The sequence below is a fragment of the Frigoribacterium sp. CFBP 8759 genome, assembly GCF_014841655.1.
Lineage (GTDB): Bacteria > Actinomycetota > Actinomycetes > Actinomycetales > Microbacteriaceae > Frigoribacterium.
In genome coordinates this window covers 885,044-899,996 of the sequence record NZ_JACYUH010000001.1, presented here as the reverse complement: position 1 = coordinate 899,996, position 14,953 = coordinate 885,044, and the positions used below count along the sequence as shown (strand labels likewise).

Here is a 14,953-nt window from a genome sequence, read left to right as displayed (position 1 = left end):
CAGGCCCCTCGACGACGTGCGGTGTTCACTCGACCGATGCCGCGCCTCCGGAGGACCGATTCGAGCCGACCCGGGCTGACGCGGGTCCGGGCAGGACGAGGGTTCTCGTACCGGACGGCCGACGGGACCGCCGTCGCCGACGCCGAGCTGCGGGCCCGCATCGAGCACCTCGCCATCCCACCGGCCTGGACCGACGTCTGGATCTCCCCTTACGAGAACGGCCACATCCAGGCCACGGGAGTGGACGCCGCGGGTCGGCGTCAGTACATCTACCACCCGACGTGGCGTGAGCAGAAGGACCGCATCAAGTTCGACCGGGCACTCGCCCTCGCCGAGTCGCTGCCGACCGCGCGTCGATTCGTGACGCACGACCTGCGCGTCCAGGGGGCCGGCCGTGAGCGGGTCCTGGCCGCCGCCTTCCGCATGCTCGACACGGGCTCCCTCCGGGTGGGCTCCGAGCGCTACGCGCAAGAGCACGGCAGCCACGGGTTGTCGACCCTGCTCTGTGCGCACGCGACCGTCTCCGGCGACACGGTGTCGCTGGCGTTCCCCGGCAAGAGCGGCCAGGACTGGGACTCCGAGATCCGCGACGCCGACCTCGCCGCCGTCGTCCGCAGCCTCAAGCGGCGGGGCGGGCGGGCCCGGTTGCTCGCCTGGAAGGCCGACGGCGGGGGAGCGGGGGAGGCGCGCGCGGCCTGGCACCCGCTACGAGCGACCGAGATCAACGACTACGTCAAGGTGAGGGCCGGCGACGAGTTCACCGCCAAGGATTTCCGCACCCTGCACGGCACCGTCGCCGCCGCCGTCAGCCTGGCCCGCTCCGGGCCGCAGGCGTCGGCTTCCCGGCAGTCGAAGTCCCTCGCCCAGGCGATGCGGGACGCCGCCGCCGTGCTCGGCAACACCCCGGCCATCGCGAAGTCGTCGTACGTCGATCCCCGACTGGTGGATGCGTACCGGCACGGGGAGACCATCGATCCGGCCCGCCTGCACGCGGCCGAATCCGAGGTCCGGGCATTGCTGTTCCGCTGAGCCGTCGCACACCCGAGGTGGTCCACGGTCTGCGAACGGTGCGCGTCGTGACGTAACCTAGAGGGTCGCGTCCCGTTCGGGTCGCCCGAGAGGAACAACTGCAGTGACTGACGAGTGCATCCACGGATTCGAGCGAGAGTTGTGCGACATCTGCGCTCCCCGCAAGCGCGAGGGCGTCGCCGACGGCATGCCCTCGACCGCCGCACGGTCGGTCACCACCCGCCGCCGCCCCTCCAACCGCAAGCCCGAGTCGCTGCGCAGCACGCCCGCACTCGCCCGTGACTCGGCCGCCGTCGCCGTGGCCGCGCAGGCGGCCGCCACCCCCGTCCCCGAGTTCTCGACCCAGCGTGCCTACCACTGGACGCACGTGTCCAACCTGCCCGGCATCCTCGAGGCCGGCGCGCTGCAGGCCGGCGCGACTCCCGTGCTCGACGTCAGCTCCGAGGCGACCCGGGCCCTCCGCGCCTCCGTCACGACCGCGTCGGGTCAGCCCGTCGCCGCGCACGTGCCGTTCTCCCTGTCGCCTCATGCGACCGCCTGGGACGCCGTCCGTACCGGAGCCGAGGGCTACGAGTGGTCTGATGCGGCACGTGAGGCCCGTGCCATCGATTTCGTCATGCTCGTCGTTCCCGTCGCCTCGCTCGGCGACGACTTCGTCGTGACCGAGGGTGACGCGGCCGTCGAGGGCGTGCGTGCGGCCGCCGGACTCGACGACGCCTCGTCGATGGTGCGCCGGTTCAGCCTCAAGGACCCCGACCTGCTCGGGCCGGAAGTGCTCGTGCCCGGTTCCGTGCCCTTCTCCTCGGTGACGCTCGTCGGCGTCCCGAACGACAAGGTCCGCGACGCCGTGAAGGAGACGCTCGCCGGGCTGGGAGCCGAGGCGCCGCGCGTCGCCGTCTACCCGCCGTGGTTCCGGCCCGCACCGGTCGTCGAAGCCGTCTGACATCCGCGACACGCCCGGGTTGCAGCAAATGCAGGCGTGTGGCAAAATCGTCTAGTTCAACATTTCGAGCCTGGCCTCTGCGCCGGGTGTCGGATCACTGCCAGGCAGTGCACAGACGCAAGGCGTCTGGGCCGCGGGTAGCAGGACGCATCTCACAACGAAACCACCGCCGTGACCTCAGGTCGCGGTGTGCCGGGGCGAAGCCCCGGGTGCGGTTGGCGGTGGCGAAGATGGCCCTCCCCGGGTCCTTCCTCGCGGGCACCGGCCGGTTTCGGCAGATGGATTGACACAAGAACAGCGGTACGCGAGAGACACGTAGTGCCAACAGATGTTCGCCCAGCGAACAGCGTCAGGCGGCCCCCGAGGTGCGCGACGTCCGAACGAGAGAGAGTCACACATGGCGGGACAGAAGATCCGCATCCGACTTAAGTCGTACGACCACGAGGTCATCGACACTTCCGCGCGCAAGATCGTCGACACGGTCACCCGCGCGGGCGCTACGGTCGTCGGCCCCGTGCCGCTCCCGACCGAGAAGAACGTGGTCGTCGTGATCCGTTCGCCCCACAAGTACAAGGACTCGCGCGAGCACTTCGAGAAGCGCACGCACAAGCGCCTCATCGACATCGTCGACCCGACGCCGAAGGCCGTCGACTCGCTCATGCGTCTCGACCTGCCTGCCGACGTCAACATCGAGATCAAGCTGTAGGGGGGCGACCATGACCATCAGCACCACCAAGAACGTCAAGGGCCTGCTCGGCAAGAAGCTCGGCATGACCCAGGTCTGGGACGAGAACAACAAGCTCGTCCCCGTCACCGTCGTCGAGATCGCCCCGAACGTCGTGACCCAGGTCCGCTCGCTCGAGAAGGACGGCTACACCGCCGTCCAGATCGCGGCCGGCCAGATCGACCCCCGCAAGTCGAACAAGCCCTCCACGGGTCACTTCGACGCCGCGGGCGTCACCCCCCGTCGCCACCTCACCGAGGTCCGCACCGCCGACGCCGCCGAGTACGCACTCGGCCAGGAGCTCACGGTCGACACCTTCGAAGCCGGCCAGAAGGTCGACGTCGTCGGAACGTCCAAGGGCAAGGGCTTCGCCGGTGTCATGAAGCGTCACAACTTCAAGGGCGTCAGCGCCTCGCACGGTGCGCACCGCAACCACCGCAAGCCCGGTTCGATCGGTGCCTCCTCGACCCCCAGCCGTGTCTTCAAGGGCATGCGCATGGCCGGTCGCATGGGTGGCGAGCGCGTCACCATCCTCAACCTCACGGTGCACGCCGTCGACGCCGAGAAGGGTCTGCTGCTCGTCAAGGGCGCCGTCCCCGGTGCTCGTGGCCGCATCGTTTTCGTCCGCACCGCCGTGAAGGGGAAGTAGCTCATGGCCACCACTACCGCATCGGCCGCTTCGGTCGACGTCGTCGACGCCAAGGGCCAGAAGACCAGCACGGTCGAGCTCCCCGTCGAGCTCTTCGACGTCGTCACGAACGTCCCGCTCATCCACCAGGTCGTCGTCGCCCAGCAGGCCGCCGCACGTCAGGGCACGCACAAGACCAAGCGTCGCGGCGAGGTCTCCGGCGCCGGTCGCAAGCCGTTCAAGCAGAAGGGCACCGGCCGCGCCCGTCAGGGTTCGATCCGCGCTCCTCAGATGACCGGCGGTGGCATCGTCCACGGCCCGCAGCCCCGCGACTACGCCCAGCGCACCCCCAAGAAGATGATCGCCGCAGCCCTGCTCGGTGCTTTGTCCGACCGCGCTCGTGGCGCCCGCGTCCACGTCGTCGAGAGCTTCGTCGCCGACTCGATCTCGACCAAGGTCGCTCTCGAGCTGCTCGCGTCGATCGCCTCCAGCAAGCACGTCCTGATCGTCACCGACCGCGATGACACGCTGACCCTCAAGAGCGTCCGCAACGTGCCCACGGTCCACGTGATCACGTTCGACCAGCTGAACGCCTACGACGTCCTCGTCAGCGACGACATCGTCTTCACGAAGAGCGCCTTCGACGGCTTCGTCGCCTCGAAGACCAAGAAGGAGGCCACCGCATGAGCGGCTACGGAAAAGACCCCCGCGACGTCATCATCGCGCCCGTCGTCTCCGAGAAGAGCTACTCCCTGATCGACCAGGGCAAGTACACCTTCCTCGTGGACCCGCGTTCGAACAAGACCGAGATCAAGCTCGCCATCGAGAAGATCTTCGACGTCAAGGTCGACAGCATCAACACGCTCAACCGAACGGGCAAGACCCGTCGCACCCGCTTCGGCACCGGCAAGCGCAAGGACACCAAGCGCGCCATCGTCACGCTGAAGTCCGGTTCCATCGACATCTTCACGGCTGTCGGCTAGGGAGCAGAGGCATAAATCATGGCAATTCGTAACTACAAGCCCACGACCCCGGGTCGCCGCGGTTCGTCGGTCGCCGACTTCGCGGAGATCACGCGTTCGACGCCCGAGAAGTCGCTGCTGCGCCCGCTTTCGAAGTCCGGTGGCCGTAACAACGCCGGCCGCATCACGACCCGTCACATCGGTGGTGGCCACAAGCGCCAGTACCGCGTCATCGACTTCCGTCGCAACGACAAGGACGGCGTCAACGCCAAGGTCGCTCACATCGAGTACGACCCCAACCGCACGGCTCGCATCGCGCTCCTGCACTTCGTGGACGGCACCAAGCGGTACATCATCGCGCCGAACAAGCTGAAGCAGGGCGACGTCGTCGAGTCGGGTGCCGGCGCCGACATCAAGCCCGGAAACAACCTGCCGCTCAAGAACATCCCGGTCGGTACCGTCATCCACGCCATCGAGCTCAAGCCCGGTGGAGGCGCGAAGATGGCCCGCTCGGCCGGTGCCTCGGTGCGTCTCGTCGCCAAGGACGGCCCCTACGCGCAGCTCCGTCTGCCGTCGGGCGAGGTCCGCAACGTCGACGCCCGCTGCCGCGCCACGATCGGCGAGGTCGGAAACGCCGAGCAGTCGAACATCAACTGGGGCAAGGCCGGCCGCATGCGCTGGAAGGGCGTCCGCCCGACCGTGCGTGGTGTCGCCATGAACCCCGTCGACCACCCGCACGGTGGTGGTGAGGGCAAGACCTCCGGTGGACGCCACCCGGTCAGCCCGTGGGGCCAGAAAGAGGGCCGCACGCGTCACCCCAACAAAGAGAGCGACAAGCTCATCGTCCGTCGTCGTAACGCTGGCAAGAAGCGTAAGTAGGAGTTGTAGAAGATGCCACGCAGTCTTAAGAAGGGCCCCTTCGTTGACGACCACCTGCTTCGCAAGGTCGTCTCGCAGAACGAGGCCAGCACCAAGAACGTCATCAAGACCTGGTCGCGCCGTTCGATGATCGTCCCCAACATGCTTGGGCACACCATCGCCGTGCACGACGGACGCAAGCACATCCCCGTGTTCGTGACCGAGAGCATGATCGGCCACAAGCTCGGTGAGTTCGCGCCCACCCGCACCTTCCGCGGTCACGTGAAGGACGACAAGAAGGGTCGTCGCCGCTAACGCGGCGACGTGAAGGAGGAGAGAAATGGTGGAGTCGATCGCACGCGTGCGTCACATCCGCGTCACCCCCATGAAGGCCCGTCGTGTCGTCAACCTGATCCGCGGCAAGCAGGCCGCCGAGGCTCTGGCGATCCTGAAGTTCGCACCTCAGGGCGCCAGCGAGCCCGTCTACAAGCTCGTCGCGTCGGCCATGGCCAACGCCCGGGTGAAGGCGGACGCCTCGAACAGCTACCTCGACGAGCAGGACCTGTACATCAGTCGTGCATTCGTCGACCAGGGCGCCACCCTCAAGCGGTTCCAGCCGCGTGCACAGGGCCGCGCCTTCAAGATCCTGAAGCGCACCAGCCACATCACGATCGTCCTCTCGACGCCTGATGAGGTCGAGGCTGCCGACGCTACGAAGAAGGCGAGCAAGTAATGGGCCAGAAAGTCAACCCGTACGGCTTCCGTCTGGGCATCACCACCGACCACGTGTCGCGGTGGTTCACCGACAGCACGAAGCCGGGACAGCGTTACAGCGACTACGTCGCCGAGGACGTCAAGATCCGCACCCTGCTGAAGACCTCGCTCGACCGCGCCGGCGTGGCGAAGATCGAGATCGAGCGCACCCGTGACCGCGTCCGCGTCGACATCCACACGGCCCGTCCGGGCATCGTGATCGGTCGTCGTGGCGCCGAGGCCGAGCGCATCCGCGGCGACCTCGAGAAGCTCACGAGCAAGCAGATCCAGCTCAACATCCTCGAGGTGAAGAACCCCGAGGCCGAGGCCCAGCTCGTCGCCCAGGGCATCGCCGAGCAGCTCGCTGCTCGCGTGGCGTTCCGTCGTGCGATGCGCAAGGGGCTCCAGGGCGCCCAGCGTGCCGGTGCCAAGGGTGTCCGCATCCAGGTGTCGGGCCGTCTCGGCGGCGCCGAGATGAGCCGCTCGGAGTTCTACCGCGAGGGCCGCGTGCCCCTGCACACGCTCCGCGCCAACATCGACTACGGCTTCTACGAGGCCAAGACCACCTTCGGTCGCATCGGTGTCAAGGTCTGGATCTACAAGGGCGACATCACCAACAAGGAGCTCGCGCGCGAGCAGGCGAACCAGAAGTCGTCTCGCCCCGAGCGCCGCAACGACCGTGACGGCGCCCGCCGCGGCGGGGGCGACCGCGCTCCCCGCGAGCAGAAGGCACCCGCCACCACAGGAGCTGAGGCGTAACCATGCTTATCCCCCGTCGTGTCAAGCACCGCAAGCAGCACCACCCCGGCCGTAGCGGCCAGGCCACTGGTGGCACCAAGGTCAGCTTCGGTGAGTACGGCATCCAGGCCCTCACGCCCGCTTACGTGACCAACCGTCAGATCGAGTCCGCTCGTATCGCCATGACGCGTCACATCAAGCGTGGCGGAAAGGTGTGGATCAACATCTACCCCGACCGTCCCCTCACGAAGAAGCCCGCCGAGACCCGCATGGGTTCCGGTAAGGGCTCGCCCGAGTGGTGGGTCGCGAACGTCAAGCCGGGTCGCGTGCTCTTCGAGCTCAGCGGCGTGAGCGAGGAGATCGCCAAAGAGGCACTCACTCGCGCAATCCACAAGCTGCCCCTCAAGGCACGCATCATCAAGCGCGAGGAGGGCGACGCATAATGGCGATCGGTTCCAAGGAGCTCCGTCCTGTCGAGCTCGACACATTCGAAGACGAGCGTCTCGTCGATGAGCTGAAGAAGGCGAAGGAAGAACTCTTCAACCTCCGCTTCCAGTCGGCCACCGGCCAGCTCGAGAGCCACGGCCGCCTGCGTGCCGTGAAACGCGACATCGCTCGCATCTACACGGTCCTGCGTGAGCGCGAGCTCGGCATCCGTGCCACCCCCGCCCCGGTCGAGGCGGCCCCCAAGGCCGCCAAGAAGTCGACCAAGAAGGCTGACAAGCCGGCCGAGACGGCTGACGAGACCGCCGAGGAGAGCAAGTAATGGCCACCGAGAACAAGACCGAGGTCGACTCGGCTGCCGTCGAGGTCCGCGGCTACCGCAAGACGCGTCGCGGCTACGTGACCAGCGACAAGATGGAGAAGACCATCGTCGTCGAGGTCGAGGACCGCGTGAAGCACCCCCTGTACGGCAAGGTCATCCGCCGCACGTCCAAGGTCAAGGTCCACGACGAGGCCAACTCGGCCGGCGTCGGCGACCTCGTCGTGATCAGCGAGACCCGTCCGCTCAGCGCCTCCAAGCGCTGGCGCCTGGTCGAGATCCTCGAGAAGGCGAAGTAGGCCTCGCGGCCTGCTTGCGTAGAAGGAGACACAAGTGATTCAGCAAGAATCCCGCCTCAAGATCGCCGACAACACCGGGGCAAAAGAGATCCTCACCATCCGCGTGCTCGGTGGCTCCGGCCGTCGTTACGCCGGCCTGGGTGACGTCATCGTCGCCACGGTGAAGGACGCCATCCCCGGTGGCAACGTGAAGAAGGGTGACGTCGTCAAGGCCGTCATCGTTCGCACCAAGAAAGAGGTCCGTCGTCCGGACGGCTCTTACATCAAGTTCGACGAGAACGCCGCAGTGATCCTGAAGGCCGACGGAGACCCCCGCGGAACCCGCATCTTCGGACCGGTCGGTCGCGAACTCCGTGACAAGAAGTTCATGAAGATCATCTCGCTGGCGCCGGAGGTTATCTAAGTCATGGCAAACATCAAGAAGGGTGACCTCGTGCAGGTCATCACCGGTGCCTCGCAGGCCCGCGGCGGAGACCGCGGCAAGCAGGGCAAGGTCCTCGAGGTGCTCGTCGAGCGCAACCGCGTGGTCGTCGAAGGCGTCAACTTCGTGACCAAGCACGTGCGCGTCGGCCAGACCCAGCGTGGTTCCAAGACCGGTGGCATCGAGACGCACGAGGCTCCCATCCACGTGTCGAACGTCGCCGTCGTCGACCCCAAGACCAAGAAGCCCACCCGCGTCGGCTTCCGCGAAGAGACGGTCACCAAGGACGGCGTGTCCAAGACCGTTCGCGTCCGTTACGCCAAGAAGTCTGGTGAGAACCTCTGATGACCGACACCACCACGCAGGCCGCCACGGCCCTCCCGCGGCTGAAGGCCAAGTACCGCGCCGAGATCATCGAGCAGCTGAAGTCCGACTTCGGCTTCACGAACGTGCACCAGGTGCCCGGGCTCGTGAAGATCGTCGTCAACACCGGTGTCGGTGAGGCCGCTCGCGACAGCAAGATCATCGACGGTGCCATCAAGGACCTGACGGCCATCACGGGCCAGAAGCCCCAGGTCACCAAGGCACGCAAGTCCATCGCGCAGTTCAAGCTGCGCGAGGGCCAGCCGATCGGTGCCCACGTCACGCTCCGCGGTGACCGCGCCTGGGAGTTCCTCGACCGACTGCTGTCGCTGGCGCTGCCCCGCATCCGTGACTTCCGTGGTCTGAGCGACCGCCAGTTCGACGGAAACGGCAACTACACCTTCGGTCTCAACGAGCAGAGCATGTTCCACGAGATCGACCAGGACCGCATCGACCGCGTCCGTGGCTTCGACATCACCGTCGTCACGACCGCCAAGAACGACGACGAGGGTCGCGCGCTGCTCAAGGCGCTCGGGTTCCCGTTCCGTTCGGCCGACTCGGCCAACTAAGATCGTCCGGTCGGCAACTCTCTCGTAGAGTTGCCGGCCGTTCCCCTGAGGTCGACGAGAACCGCTCGTCGACCAATCGATCGCCCAGGTCGGCACCCGGTGTACCGGATGTCGAAACCGGACGAGAAAGTGACAAACCGCATGACGATGACAGATCCGGTCGCAGACCTGCTGACCAGACTGCGCAACGCGAACTCGGCTTTCCACGAGACCGTGTCGCTCCCGAGCAGCAAGCTCAAGTCCCACATCGCCGAGATCCTCAAGCGCGAGGGTTTCATCGAGTCGTGGAAGGTCGAAGACGCCCGCGTCGGCCAGACCCTCACGATCGACCTCAAGTACGGCCCCGCCCGTGAGCGCTCCATCAAGGGCATCAAGCGCGTGTCGAAGCCCGGCCTCCGCGTCTACGCCAAGTCGACCGAGATCCCCCAGGTGCTCGGTGGCCTCGGTGTCGCCATCCTGTCGACTTCCTCCGGTCTGTTGACCGACCGTGAGGCCCAGAAGAAGGGCGTAGGCGGAGAAGTCCTCGCCTACGTGTGGTAACTCGTCATGTCTCGAATCGGAAGACTCCCCATCTCGATCCCTGCCGGGGTCGACGTGAAGATCGACGGCCAGGCCGTCAGCGTCAAGGGCCCCAAGGGTGAGCTGTCGCTCGTCGTCAAGAGCCCCATCGAAGCCAGGATCGAAGAAGGCACGGTCGTCGTGACCCGTCCGGACGACGAGCGCGAGTCGCGTTCGCTCCACGGCCTCACGCGCACCCTGATCGCCAACCAGATCATCGGCGTCACCGAGGGCTACACCAAGGGCCTCGAAGTCGTCGGAACCGGTTACCGCGTCCAGGCCAAGGGCTCGAACGTCGAGTTCGCCCTGGGCTACTCGCACCCCATCACCGTCGAGCCGCCCGCGGGCATCAGCTTCACGGTCGAGGGCAACAACAAGCTCACCGTCGTCGGGATCGACAAGCAGGCCGTCGGCGAGATGGCTGCCAACATCCGCAAGCTGCGCAAGCCCGAGCCCTACAAGGGCAAGGGTGTCCGCTACGCCGGCGAGGTCGTCCGCCGCAAGGCCGGAAAGTCAGGTAAGTAATCATGGGTCTCGGTACACGAGGAAAAAGCAAGTCGGCTGCCACCAAGCGCCGTCACACCCGCCTGCGCAAGAAGGTCGTGGGCACCGAAGAGCGTCCCCGTCTCGTCGTCACCCGTTCGGCCCGGCACGTGTTCGTGCAGGTCGTCGACGACAGCAAGGGCTTCACCGTCGCCAGCGCATCGACCCTCGAGGCCGACCTGCGCACGTTCGACGGTGACAAGACCGCGAAGTCCCGCAAGGTCGGCGAGCTCGTCGCCGAGCGTGCGAAGGCTGCGGGCATCGAGGCCGTCGTGTTCGATCGCGGCGGCAACAAGTACGCCGGACGCGTCGCGGCCATCGCCGAAGGCGCCCGAGAGGCTGGTTTGAACCTGTGAGCGACGCTACGAACACCACTCCCCCCGCAGAGACCGAAGCGACCAAGGCACCGGCTGAGGCCGTCGTCGAGCGTCCCGTCGAGACCGCTGCCGGCTCGGAGTCGAACAACCGCGAGGGTGGTCGCACCGACCGCCGTGGCGGCCAGGGTCGCGGTGACCGCAACCAGGGTGGCCGCGGACGCGGCGACCGTGACGACAAGAGCCAGTTCCTGGAGCGCGTCGTCACGATCAACCGCGTGTCGAAGGTCGTCAAGGGCGGTCGTCGCTTCAGCTTCACCGCACTCGTCGTCGTCGGTGACGGCAACGGACTGGTCGGTGTCGGCTACGGCAAGGCCCGAGAGGTCCCCACGGCCATCAGCAAGGGCGTCGAAGAGGCCAAGAAGAACTTCTTCCGCGTCCCGCGCATCGGCAACACGATCCCGCACCCCGTGCAGGGTGAAGCCGCTGCAGGCGTCGTCATGCTGCGTCCGGCCTCGGCCGGTACCGGTGTCATCGCCGGTGGTCCCGTCCGCGCCGTGCTCGAGTGCGCCGGCGTGCACGACGTCCTGAGCAAGTCGCTCGGTTCGTCGAACACGATCAACATCGTCCACGCCACGGTCGAGGCGTTGCAGCAGCTCGAAGAGCCGCGTGCCGTCGCCGCCCGTCGTGGACTCGACATCGACGCTGTCATGCCGGCCTTCATGGTCCGTGCCGAGCAGGCAGCTCGTACCGCCGCGACCGAGAAGGCAGGTGCCTGATGGCCGCCAACCTCAAGGTGACCCAGATCAAGTCCGTAATCAGCGAGAAGCAGAACCAGCGTGACACGCTGCGGAGCCTGGGCCTCAAGCGCATCGGCCAGTCGGTCGTTCGCGAGGACACCAAGCAGAACCGCGGCTACGTCAACACGGTCGCCCACCTCGTGAAGGTCGAGGAGATTGACTAATGGCTGACGAGAAGAACGAGGCCGCCGCGAAGGCCGCCCCGAAGAAGGCCGCCGCCCCCAAGGCGACGACCACCAAGGCAGCAGCTCCCAAGGCTGCCGCCAAGAAGCCCGCAGCCGACAAGGCCGCTGCTTCGACGGGTTCGACCACCAAGGCCGCTCCCGCCTCGACGACGTCCTCCGACGACGTCGCGCGTCCCCAGGTGCTCAAGGTGCACCACCTTCGTCCGGCTCCCGGTGCCAAGAAGGCGAAGACGCGCGTCGGCCGTGGTGAGGGCTCGAAGGGTAAGACGGCCGGTCGTGGCACCAAGGGTCAGAAGGCCCGGTACCAGGTCAAGGTCGGATTCGAGGGTGGCCAGATGCCGCTCCACATGCGTACTCCGAAGCTGCGCGGGTTCAAGAACCCGTTCCGCGTCGAGTACCAGGTGGTCAACCTCGAGAAGCTGAACGAGCTCTACCCGCAGGGTGGTGACGTCACCGTCGGTGACCTCGTCGCCAAGGGTGCCGTTCGGAAGAACGAGAAGGTCAAGGTCCTCGGACAGGGCGACCTGAGCGTCAAGCTCACCGTCGCGGTCGACAAGGTCTCCGGCTCCGCCGAGGACAAGATCGTCGCCGCCGGCGGGTCCGTCAGCAAGTAAAAATCACCTGAGGGGGTGGTCCGCCAGGGCCACCCCCATCAGTCGTCTATCCTTCATACCGGGAGGCCCCACGTGTTCAGAGCTGTCGCGCGCATCATGCGCACCCCCGACCTGCGTCGCAAGATCGGGTTCACGCTCGGCATCATCGCGCTCTTCCGGTTGGGGAGCTTCATCCCCGCGCCGTTCGTCGACTACCAGAACGTGCAGGCCTGTCTCGCGGGCAACCAGGGCACCTCGGGTCTCTACGAGCTCGTCAACCTGTTCAGCGGCGGTGCTCTGCTGCAGCTGTCCGTCTTCGCGTTGGGCATCATGCCCTACATCACCTCGTCGATCATCGTGCAGTTGCTGCGCGTGGTCATCCCCCACTTCGACACCCTCTACAAAGAGGGCCAGTCCGGGCAGGCGAAGCTCACGCAGTACACGCGGTACCTCACCATCGCCCTCGGCGTCCTCCAGTCGACGACGCTCATCACCGTGGCCCGCTCGGGTGCCCTGTTCGGTTCGTCCGGCATCGCGGAGTGCAGCCAGCTGATCACGAACGACGCCTGGTACGCCGTCATGCTCATGGTCGTCACGATGACCGCCGGTACCGGCCTCATCATGTGGATGGGCGAGCTCATCACCGAGCGCGGCATCGGCAACGGCATGTCGCTGCTGATCTTCACCTCGATCGCCGCCCGCTTCCCGACCGCCCTCTGGAGCATCGCGCAGTCGCGCAGTTTCGAGATCTTCCTCCTCGTCATCGCGGTCGGACTGATCATCATGGCGCTCGTGGTCTTCGTCGAGCAGTCCCAACGGCGGATACCCGTCCAGTACGCCAAACGCATGGTCGGTCGGCGCACGTACGGTGGCAACAACACGTACATCCCGATCAAGGTCAACATGGCCGGCGTCGTGCCGGTCATCTTCGCCTCGTCGCTGCTCTACCTCCCGGCCCTCGTCGCCCAGTTCAACCAGCCCTCCGACGGAACGGCTCCGCCCGCCTGGGTCAGCTGGGTGCAGGCCAACCTCACCTCGGGCGACAACCCGCTCTACATGGTGCTGTACTTCGCCCTCATCGTCGGGTTCACCTACTTCTACGTCGCGATCACCTTCAACCCCGAAGAGGTCGCCGACAACATGAAGAAGTACGGCGGGTTCATCCCGGGCATCCGGGCCGGTCGCCCCACGGCCGAGTACCTCGACTACGTGTTGACGCGTGTGACGCTGCCCGGTGCCCTGTACCTCGGCATCATCGCGCTCATCCCGCTTATTGCGTTGGCCACGGTCGGTGCGAACCAGAACTTCCCCTTCGGAGGCGCCAGCATCCTGATCATCGTGGGCGTCGGCCTCGAGACGGTCAAGCAGATCGACTCGCAGCTGCAGCAGCGTCACTACGAGGGCCTGCTCCGATGAGCGCCGCTGAGACCCGACTCAGCCCGCGCCTCCTCATCGTCGGTCCCCCCGGGGCCGGCAAGGGCACCCAGGCGGTCGCGATCGCCGAGTCGTTGGGCATCCCCGCGATCTCGACCGGCGACATCTTCCGCGCCAACGTCAAGAACGAGACCGAGCTCGGTCTCAAGGTCAAGGCGATCCTCGACGCGGGCGACTACGTACCGGACAGCCTCACCAACGAGCTCATCTCCGACCGGCTGTCGCAGGCCGATGCGAGCGAGGGCTTCCTCCTCGACGGGTACCCACGCACGTTGCAGCAGGTCGAATTCCTCGACGAGCACCTCGCCGCGCAGGGGCAGTCGTTGACCACCGTCGTCCAGCTGGTCGCCGAGCGGGACGAGATCGTCGAGCGACTGCGCCGGCGTGCCGTCGACCAGGGTCGTTCCGACGACACCGAGGACGCCATCCGCCACCGCCAGGACGTCTACCTCCGCGAGACCGCACCCCTGATCGACACGTACCGAGATCGAGGCATCCTCGTCGAGGTCGACGGTCTGGGCAGCATCGACGAGGTCGCCGGGCGCATCGAGTCGGCCTTGGCCGCTCGCGGCTTCACGTCCGTCGCCTCGGCCTCCTGACCTCGTGGCGTTCCGCCGCTCCGGCATCTACAAGACGGCCGACGAACTCCGACGTCTGGTCGCGCCGGGGCTGTTGACGGCCGCGTCGCTCGACGCCGTCCGGTCCGCTGTTCGTCCCGGCGTGTCCACGCTCGAACTCGACGCCGTCGCCGAAGCCGTCATCCGAGACGGTGGGGGAGAACCCAACTTCATGTTGGTGCCCGGCTACCGTCACACGGTGTGTGCGTCGGTCGGTGACGAGGTCGTGCACGGCATCCCCGGTTCGCGCGTGCTGGCGGCGGGGGACCTCGTCTCCGTCGACAGCGGAGCGCAACTCGACGGCTGGAACGGCGACAGCGCACGGAGTTTCGTCCTGGACGATGCCGACCGCCCTGACGTGGTGGCCGAGCGTCGTCGGTTGAACGAGGTCACCGAGCAGTCCCTCTGGCACGGCATCGCCGCGCTGGCGTCAGCCTCGCACCTCAACGAGGTGGGGGGCGCCATCGAGGACTACATCGACGGGCAGGGCGACTTCGGCATCATCGAGGACTACACCGGCCACGGCATCGGTCGTTCGATGCACGAGGACCCGCCGGTGTTCAACTACCGCGTCCGCGGACGTGGCCCCGCCGTCCGGCCCGGCCTCGTGATCGCCATCGAGCCCATGGTCACGTCGGGCGGAATCGACACCGTGACCCACGACGACGGGTGGACCGTCAGCACGCGCGACGGCTCGATGGCCGCGCACTGGGAGCACTCGATCGCGGTGCACGACGGCGGCATCTGGGTGCTCACGGCACAGGACGGCGGCGCTGCGGGTCTGTCTCCGCTGGGAGTGACACCCGTCCCGATCGCCTGACCCGCGCCTCCTCGGCTCACGCCGACGACGCGAGGAGGC

The 14,953-nt window shown here is 66.8% G+C and carries 25 protein-coding genes; all 25 read left to right on the top strand.

The genetic code is table 11. The features are described from left to right. Positions 1 to 36: 36 nt before the first annotated feature. Positions 37 to 1,029, top strand: a complete 993-nt coding sequence (locus IFT79_RS04210) for a DNA topoisomerase IB (protein ID WP_192122971.1) — start codon at positions 37 to 39, stop codon at positions 1,027 to 1,029. Between the two features lie 103 nt (positions 1,030 to 1,132). Then, positions 1,133 to 1,972 carry a DarT ssDNA thymidine ADP-ribosyltransferase family protein gene (locus tag IFT79_RS04205; protein WP_192122970.1) on the top strand — a complete coding sequence of 280 codons (840 nt, stop codon included), beginning with the start codon at positions 1,133 to 1,135 and terminating at the stop codon, positions 1,970 to 1,972. 397 nt (positions 1,973 to 2,369) lie between these two features. Next, the gene (gene rpsJ / locus IFT79_RS04200; RefSeq protein WP_043593369.1) at positions 2,370 to 2,678 is read left to right on the top strand and encodes a 30S ribosomal protein S10; all 309 of its coding nucleotides are present in this window, start codon (positions 2,370 to 2,372) and stop codon (positions 2,676 to 2,678) included. Positions 2,679 to 2,694: 16 nt separating this feature from the next. After that, positions 2,695 to 3,345: a 50S ribosomal protein L3 gene (gene rplC / locus IFT79_RS04195; protein ID WP_173154863.1), complete on the top strand. Its 651-nt coding sequence runs from the start codon at positions 2,695 to 2,697 to the stop codon at positions 3,343 to 3,345. 3 nt (positions 3,346 to 3,348) lie between these two features. Next, positions 3,349 to 4,011 (top strand): 50S ribosomal protein L4, encoded by a 663-nt coding sequence (rplD, locus tag IFT79_RS04190; RefSeq protein ID WP_043593365.1) that lies wholly within the window; start codon positions 3,349 to 3,351, stop codon positions 4,009 to 4,011. Then, positions 4,008 to 4,307: a 50S ribosomal protein L23 gene (rplW, locus tag IFT79_RS04185; protein ID WP_043593363.1), complete on the top strand. Its 300-nt coding sequence runs from the start codon at positions 4,008 to 4,010 to the stop codon at positions 4,305 to 4,307. The genes rplD and rplW overlap by 4 nt, the downstream gene beginning before the upstream one ends. 18 nt (positions 4,308 to 4,325) lie before the next feature. Next, on the top strand, positions 4,326 to 5,165 hold the full coding sequence (rplB, locus tag IFT79_RS04180; protein WP_056043560.1) for a 50S ribosomal protein L2: 840 nt from the start codon (positions 4,326 to 4,328) through the stop codon (positions 5,163 to 5,165). A 12-nt stretch (positions 5,166 to 5,177) separates the two neighbouring features. Next, complete coding sequence (rpsS, locus tag IFT79_RS04175) at positions 5,178 to 5,459, top strand: 30S ribosomal protein S19 (RefSeq protein WP_043593360.1); 282 nt, start codon at positions 5,178 to 5,180, stop codon at positions 5,457 to 5,459. Between the two features lie 25 nt (positions 5,460 to 5,484). Further along, a complete protein-coding gene (rplV, locus tag IFT79_RS04170; protein WP_043593358.1) occupies positions 5,485 to 5,877 on the top strand; it encodes a 50S ribosomal protein L22 in 393 nt (130 codons plus the stop codon). Next, positions 5,877 to 6,656: a 30S ribosomal protein S3 gene (rpsC, locus tag IFT79_RS04165; RefSeq protein ID WP_043593357.1), complete on the top strand. Its 780-nt coding sequence runs from the start codon at positions 5,877 to 5,879 to the stop codon at positions 6,654 to 6,656. The genes rplV and rpsC overlap by 1 nt, the downstream gene beginning before the upstream one ends. A 2-nt stretch (positions 6,657 to 6,658) precedes the next feature. Then, positions 6,659 to 7,078: a 50S ribosomal protein L16 gene (gene rplP / locus IFT79_RS04160; protein WP_043593355.1), complete on the top strand. Its 420-nt coding sequence runs from the start codon at positions 6,659 to 6,661 to the stop codon at positions 7,076 to 7,078. Further along, the gene (gene rpmC / locus IFT79_RS04155) at positions 7,078 to 7,401 is read left to right on the top strand and encodes a 50S ribosomal protein L29 (protein WP_054145424.1); all 324 of its coding nucleotides are present in this window, start codon (positions 7,078 to 7,080) and stop codon (positions 7,399 to 7,401) included. The genes rplP and rpmC overlap by 1 nt, the downstream gene beginning before the upstream one ends. Beyond that, positions 7,401 to 7,697, top strand: coding sequence for a 30S ribosomal protein S17 (gene rpsQ, locus IFT79_RS04150; protein WP_056043557.1), 297 nt, complete (start codon positions 7,401 to 7,403; stop codon positions 7,695 to 7,697). The genes rpmC and rpsQ overlap by 1 nt, the downstream gene beginning before the upstream one ends. Before the next feature lie 34 nt (positions 7,698 to 7,731). Beyond that, positions 7,732 to 8,100 carry a 50S ribosomal protein L14 gene (gene rplN, locus IFT79_RS04145; protein ID WP_043593350.1) on the top strand — a complete coding sequence of 123 codons (369 nt, stop codon included), beginning with the start codon at positions 7,732 to 7,734 and terminating at the stop codon, positions 8,098 to 8,100. Positions 8,101 to 8,103: 3 nt separating this feature from the next. After that, a complete protein-coding gene (gene rplX, locus IFT79_RS04140; protein ID WP_043593348.1) occupies positions 8,104 to 8,463 on the top strand; it encodes a 50S ribosomal protein L24 in 360 nt (119 codons plus the stop codon). Further along, a complete protein-coding gene (rplE, locus tag IFT79_RS04135) occupies positions 8,463 to 9,050 on the top strand; it encodes a 50S ribosomal protein L5 (protein ID WP_043593346.1) in 588 nt (195 codons plus the stop codon). The genes rplX and rplE overlap by 1 nt, the downstream gene beginning before the upstream one ends. Positions 9,051 to 9,191: 141 nt before the next feature. After that, positions 9,192 to 9,590 carry a 30S ribosomal protein S8 gene (rpsH, locus tag IFT79_RS04130; protein WP_043593344.1) on the top strand — a complete coding sequence of 133 codons (399 nt, stop codon included), beginning with the start codon at positions 9,192 to 9,194 and terminating at the stop codon, positions 9,588 to 9,590. Positions 9,591 to 9,596: 6 nt separating this feature from the next. Continuing rightward, positions 9,597 to 10,133: a 50S ribosomal protein L6 gene (gene rplF / locus IFT79_RS04125; protein ID WP_056043554.1), complete on the top strand. Its 537-nt coding sequence runs from the start codon at positions 9,597 to 9,599 to the stop codon at positions 10,131 to 10,133. 2 nt (positions 10,134 to 10,135) lie between these two features. After that, complete coding sequence (gene rplR / locus IFT79_RS04120) at positions 10,136 to 10,507, top strand: 50S ribosomal protein L18 (RefSeq protein WP_043593341.1); 372 nt, start codon at positions 10,136 to 10,138, stop codon at positions 10,505 to 10,507. After that, positions 10,504 to 11,244: a 30S ribosomal protein S5 gene (rpsE, locus tag IFT79_RS04115; protein ID WP_043593339.1), complete on the top strand. Its 741-nt coding sequence runs from the start codon at positions 10,504 to 10,506 to the stop codon at positions 11,242 to 11,244. The genes rplR and rpsE overlap by 4 nt, the downstream gene beginning before the upstream one ends. Beyond that, positions 11,244 to 11,429, top strand: a complete 186-nt coding sequence (rpmD, locus tag IFT79_RS04110; RefSeq protein WP_043593338.1) for a 50S ribosomal protein L30 — start codon at positions 11,244 to 11,246, stop codon at positions 11,427 to 11,429. Before rpsE ends, rpmD begins: the two co-directional genes overlap by 1 nt. Continuing rightward, positions 11,429 to 12,064, top strand: a complete 636-nt coding sequence (gene rplO / locus IFT79_RS04105; RefSeq protein ID WP_082460060.1) for a 50S ribosomal protein L15 — start codon at positions 11,429 to 11,431, stop codon at positions 12,062 to 12,064. The genes rpmD and rplO overlap by 1 nt, the downstream gene beginning before the upstream one ends. A 72-nt stretch (positions 12,065 to 12,136) precedes the next feature. Beyond that, positions 12,137 to 13,459 (top strand): preprotein translocase subunit SecY, encoded by a 1,323-nt coding sequence (secY, locus tag IFT79_RS04100; RefSeq protein WP_043593336.1) that lies wholly within the window; start codon positions 12,137 to 12,139, stop codon positions 13,457 to 13,459. Then, on the top strand, positions 13,456 to 14,076 hold the full coding sequence (locus IFT79_RS04095) for an adenylate kinase (RefSeq protein ID WP_173153446.1): 621 nt from the start codon (positions 13,456 to 13,458) through the stop codon (positions 14,074 to 14,076). The genes secY and IFT79_RS04095 overlap by 4 nt, the downstream gene beginning before the upstream one ends. 4 nt (positions 14,077 to 14,080) lie before the next feature. Next, positions 14,081 to 14,914, top strand: a complete 834-nt coding sequence (map, locus tag IFT79_RS04090; protein WP_192122969.1) for a type I methionyl aminopeptidase — start codon at positions 14,081 to 14,083, stop codon at positions 14,912 to 14,914. Positions 14,915 to 14,953 lie beyond the last annotated feature (39 nt).

What these genes read in the sequence shown, in the direction of transcription:
- IFT79_RS04210 (WP_192122971.1), top strand. Translation starts at nt 37, where the DNA reads ATGCCGCGCCTCCGGAGGACCGATTCGAGCCGACCCGGGCTGACGCGG.
- rpsJ (WP_043593369.1), top strand. Translation starts at nt 2,370, where the DNA reads ATGGCGGGACAGAAGATCCGCATCCGACTTAAGTCGTACGACCACGAG.
- rplD (WP_043593365.1), top strand. Translation starts at nt 3,349, where the DNA reads ATGGCCACCACTACCGCATCGGCCGCTTCGGTCGACGTCGTCGACGCC.
- rplW (WP_043593363.1), top strand. Translation starts at nt 4,008, where the DNA reads ATGAGCGGCTACGGAAAAGACCCCCGCGACGTCATCATCGCGCCCGTC.
- rplB (WP_056043560.1), top strand. Translation starts at nt 4,326, where the DNA reads ATGGCAATTCGTAACTACAAGCCCACGACCCCGGGTCGCCGCGGTTCG.
- rpsS (WP_043593360.1), top strand. Translation starts at nt 5,178, where the DNA reads ATGCCACGCAGTCTTAAGAAGGGCCCCTTCGTTGACGACCACCTGCTT.
- rplV (WP_043593358.1), top strand. Translation starts at nt 5,485, where the DNA reads ATGGTGGAGTCGATCGCACGCGTGCGTCACATCCGCGTCACCCCCATG.
- rpsC (WP_043593357.1), top strand. Translation starts at nt 5,877, where the DNA reads ATGGGCCAGAAAGTCAACCCGTACGGCTTCCGTCTGGGCATCACCACC.
- rplP (WP_043593355.1), top strand. Translation starts at nt 6,659, where the DNA reads ATGCTTATCCCCCGTCGTGTCAAGCACCGCAAGCAGCACCACCCCGGC.
- rpmC (WP_054145424.1), top strand. Translation starts at nt 7,078, where the DNA reads ATGGCGATCGGTTCCAAGGAGCTCCGTCCTGTCGAGCTCGACACATTC.
- rpsQ (WP_056043557.1), top strand. Translation starts at nt 7,401, where the DNA reads ATGGCCACCGAGAACAAGACCGAGGTCGACTCGGCTGCCGTCGAGGTC.
- rplX (WP_043593348.1), top strand. Translation starts at nt 8,104, where the DNA reads ATGGCAAACATCAAGAAGGGTGACCTCGTGCAGGTCATCACCGGTGCC.
- rplE (WP_043593346.1), top strand. Translation starts at nt 8,463, where the DNA reads ATGACCGACACCACCACGCAGGCCGCCACGGCCCTCCCGCGGCTGAAG.
- rpsH (WP_043593344.1), top strand. Translation starts at nt 9,192, where the DNA reads ATGACGATGACAGATCCGGTCGCAGACCTGCTGACCAGACTGCGCAAC.
- rplF (WP_056043554.1), top strand. Translation starts at nt 9,597, where the DNA reads ATGTCTCGAATCGGAAGACTCCCCATCTCGATCCCTGCCGGGGTCGAC.
- rplR (WP_043593341.1), top strand. Translation starts at nt 10,136, where the DNA reads ATGGGTCTCGGTACACGAGGAAAAAGCAAGTCGGCTGCCACCAAGCGC.
- rpmD (WP_043593338.1), top strand. Translation starts at nt 11,244, where the DNA reads ATGGCCGCCAACCTCAAGGTGACCCAGATCAAGTCCGTAATCAGCGAG.
- rplO (WP_082460060.1), top strand. Translation starts at nt 11,429, where the DNA reads ATGGCTGACGAGAAGAACGAGGCCGCCGCGAAGGCCGCCCCGAAGAAG.
- IFT79_RS04095 (WP_173153446.1), top strand. Translation starts at nt 13,456, where the DNA reads ATGAGCGCCGCTGAGACCCGACTCAGCCCGCGCCTCCTCATCGTCGGT.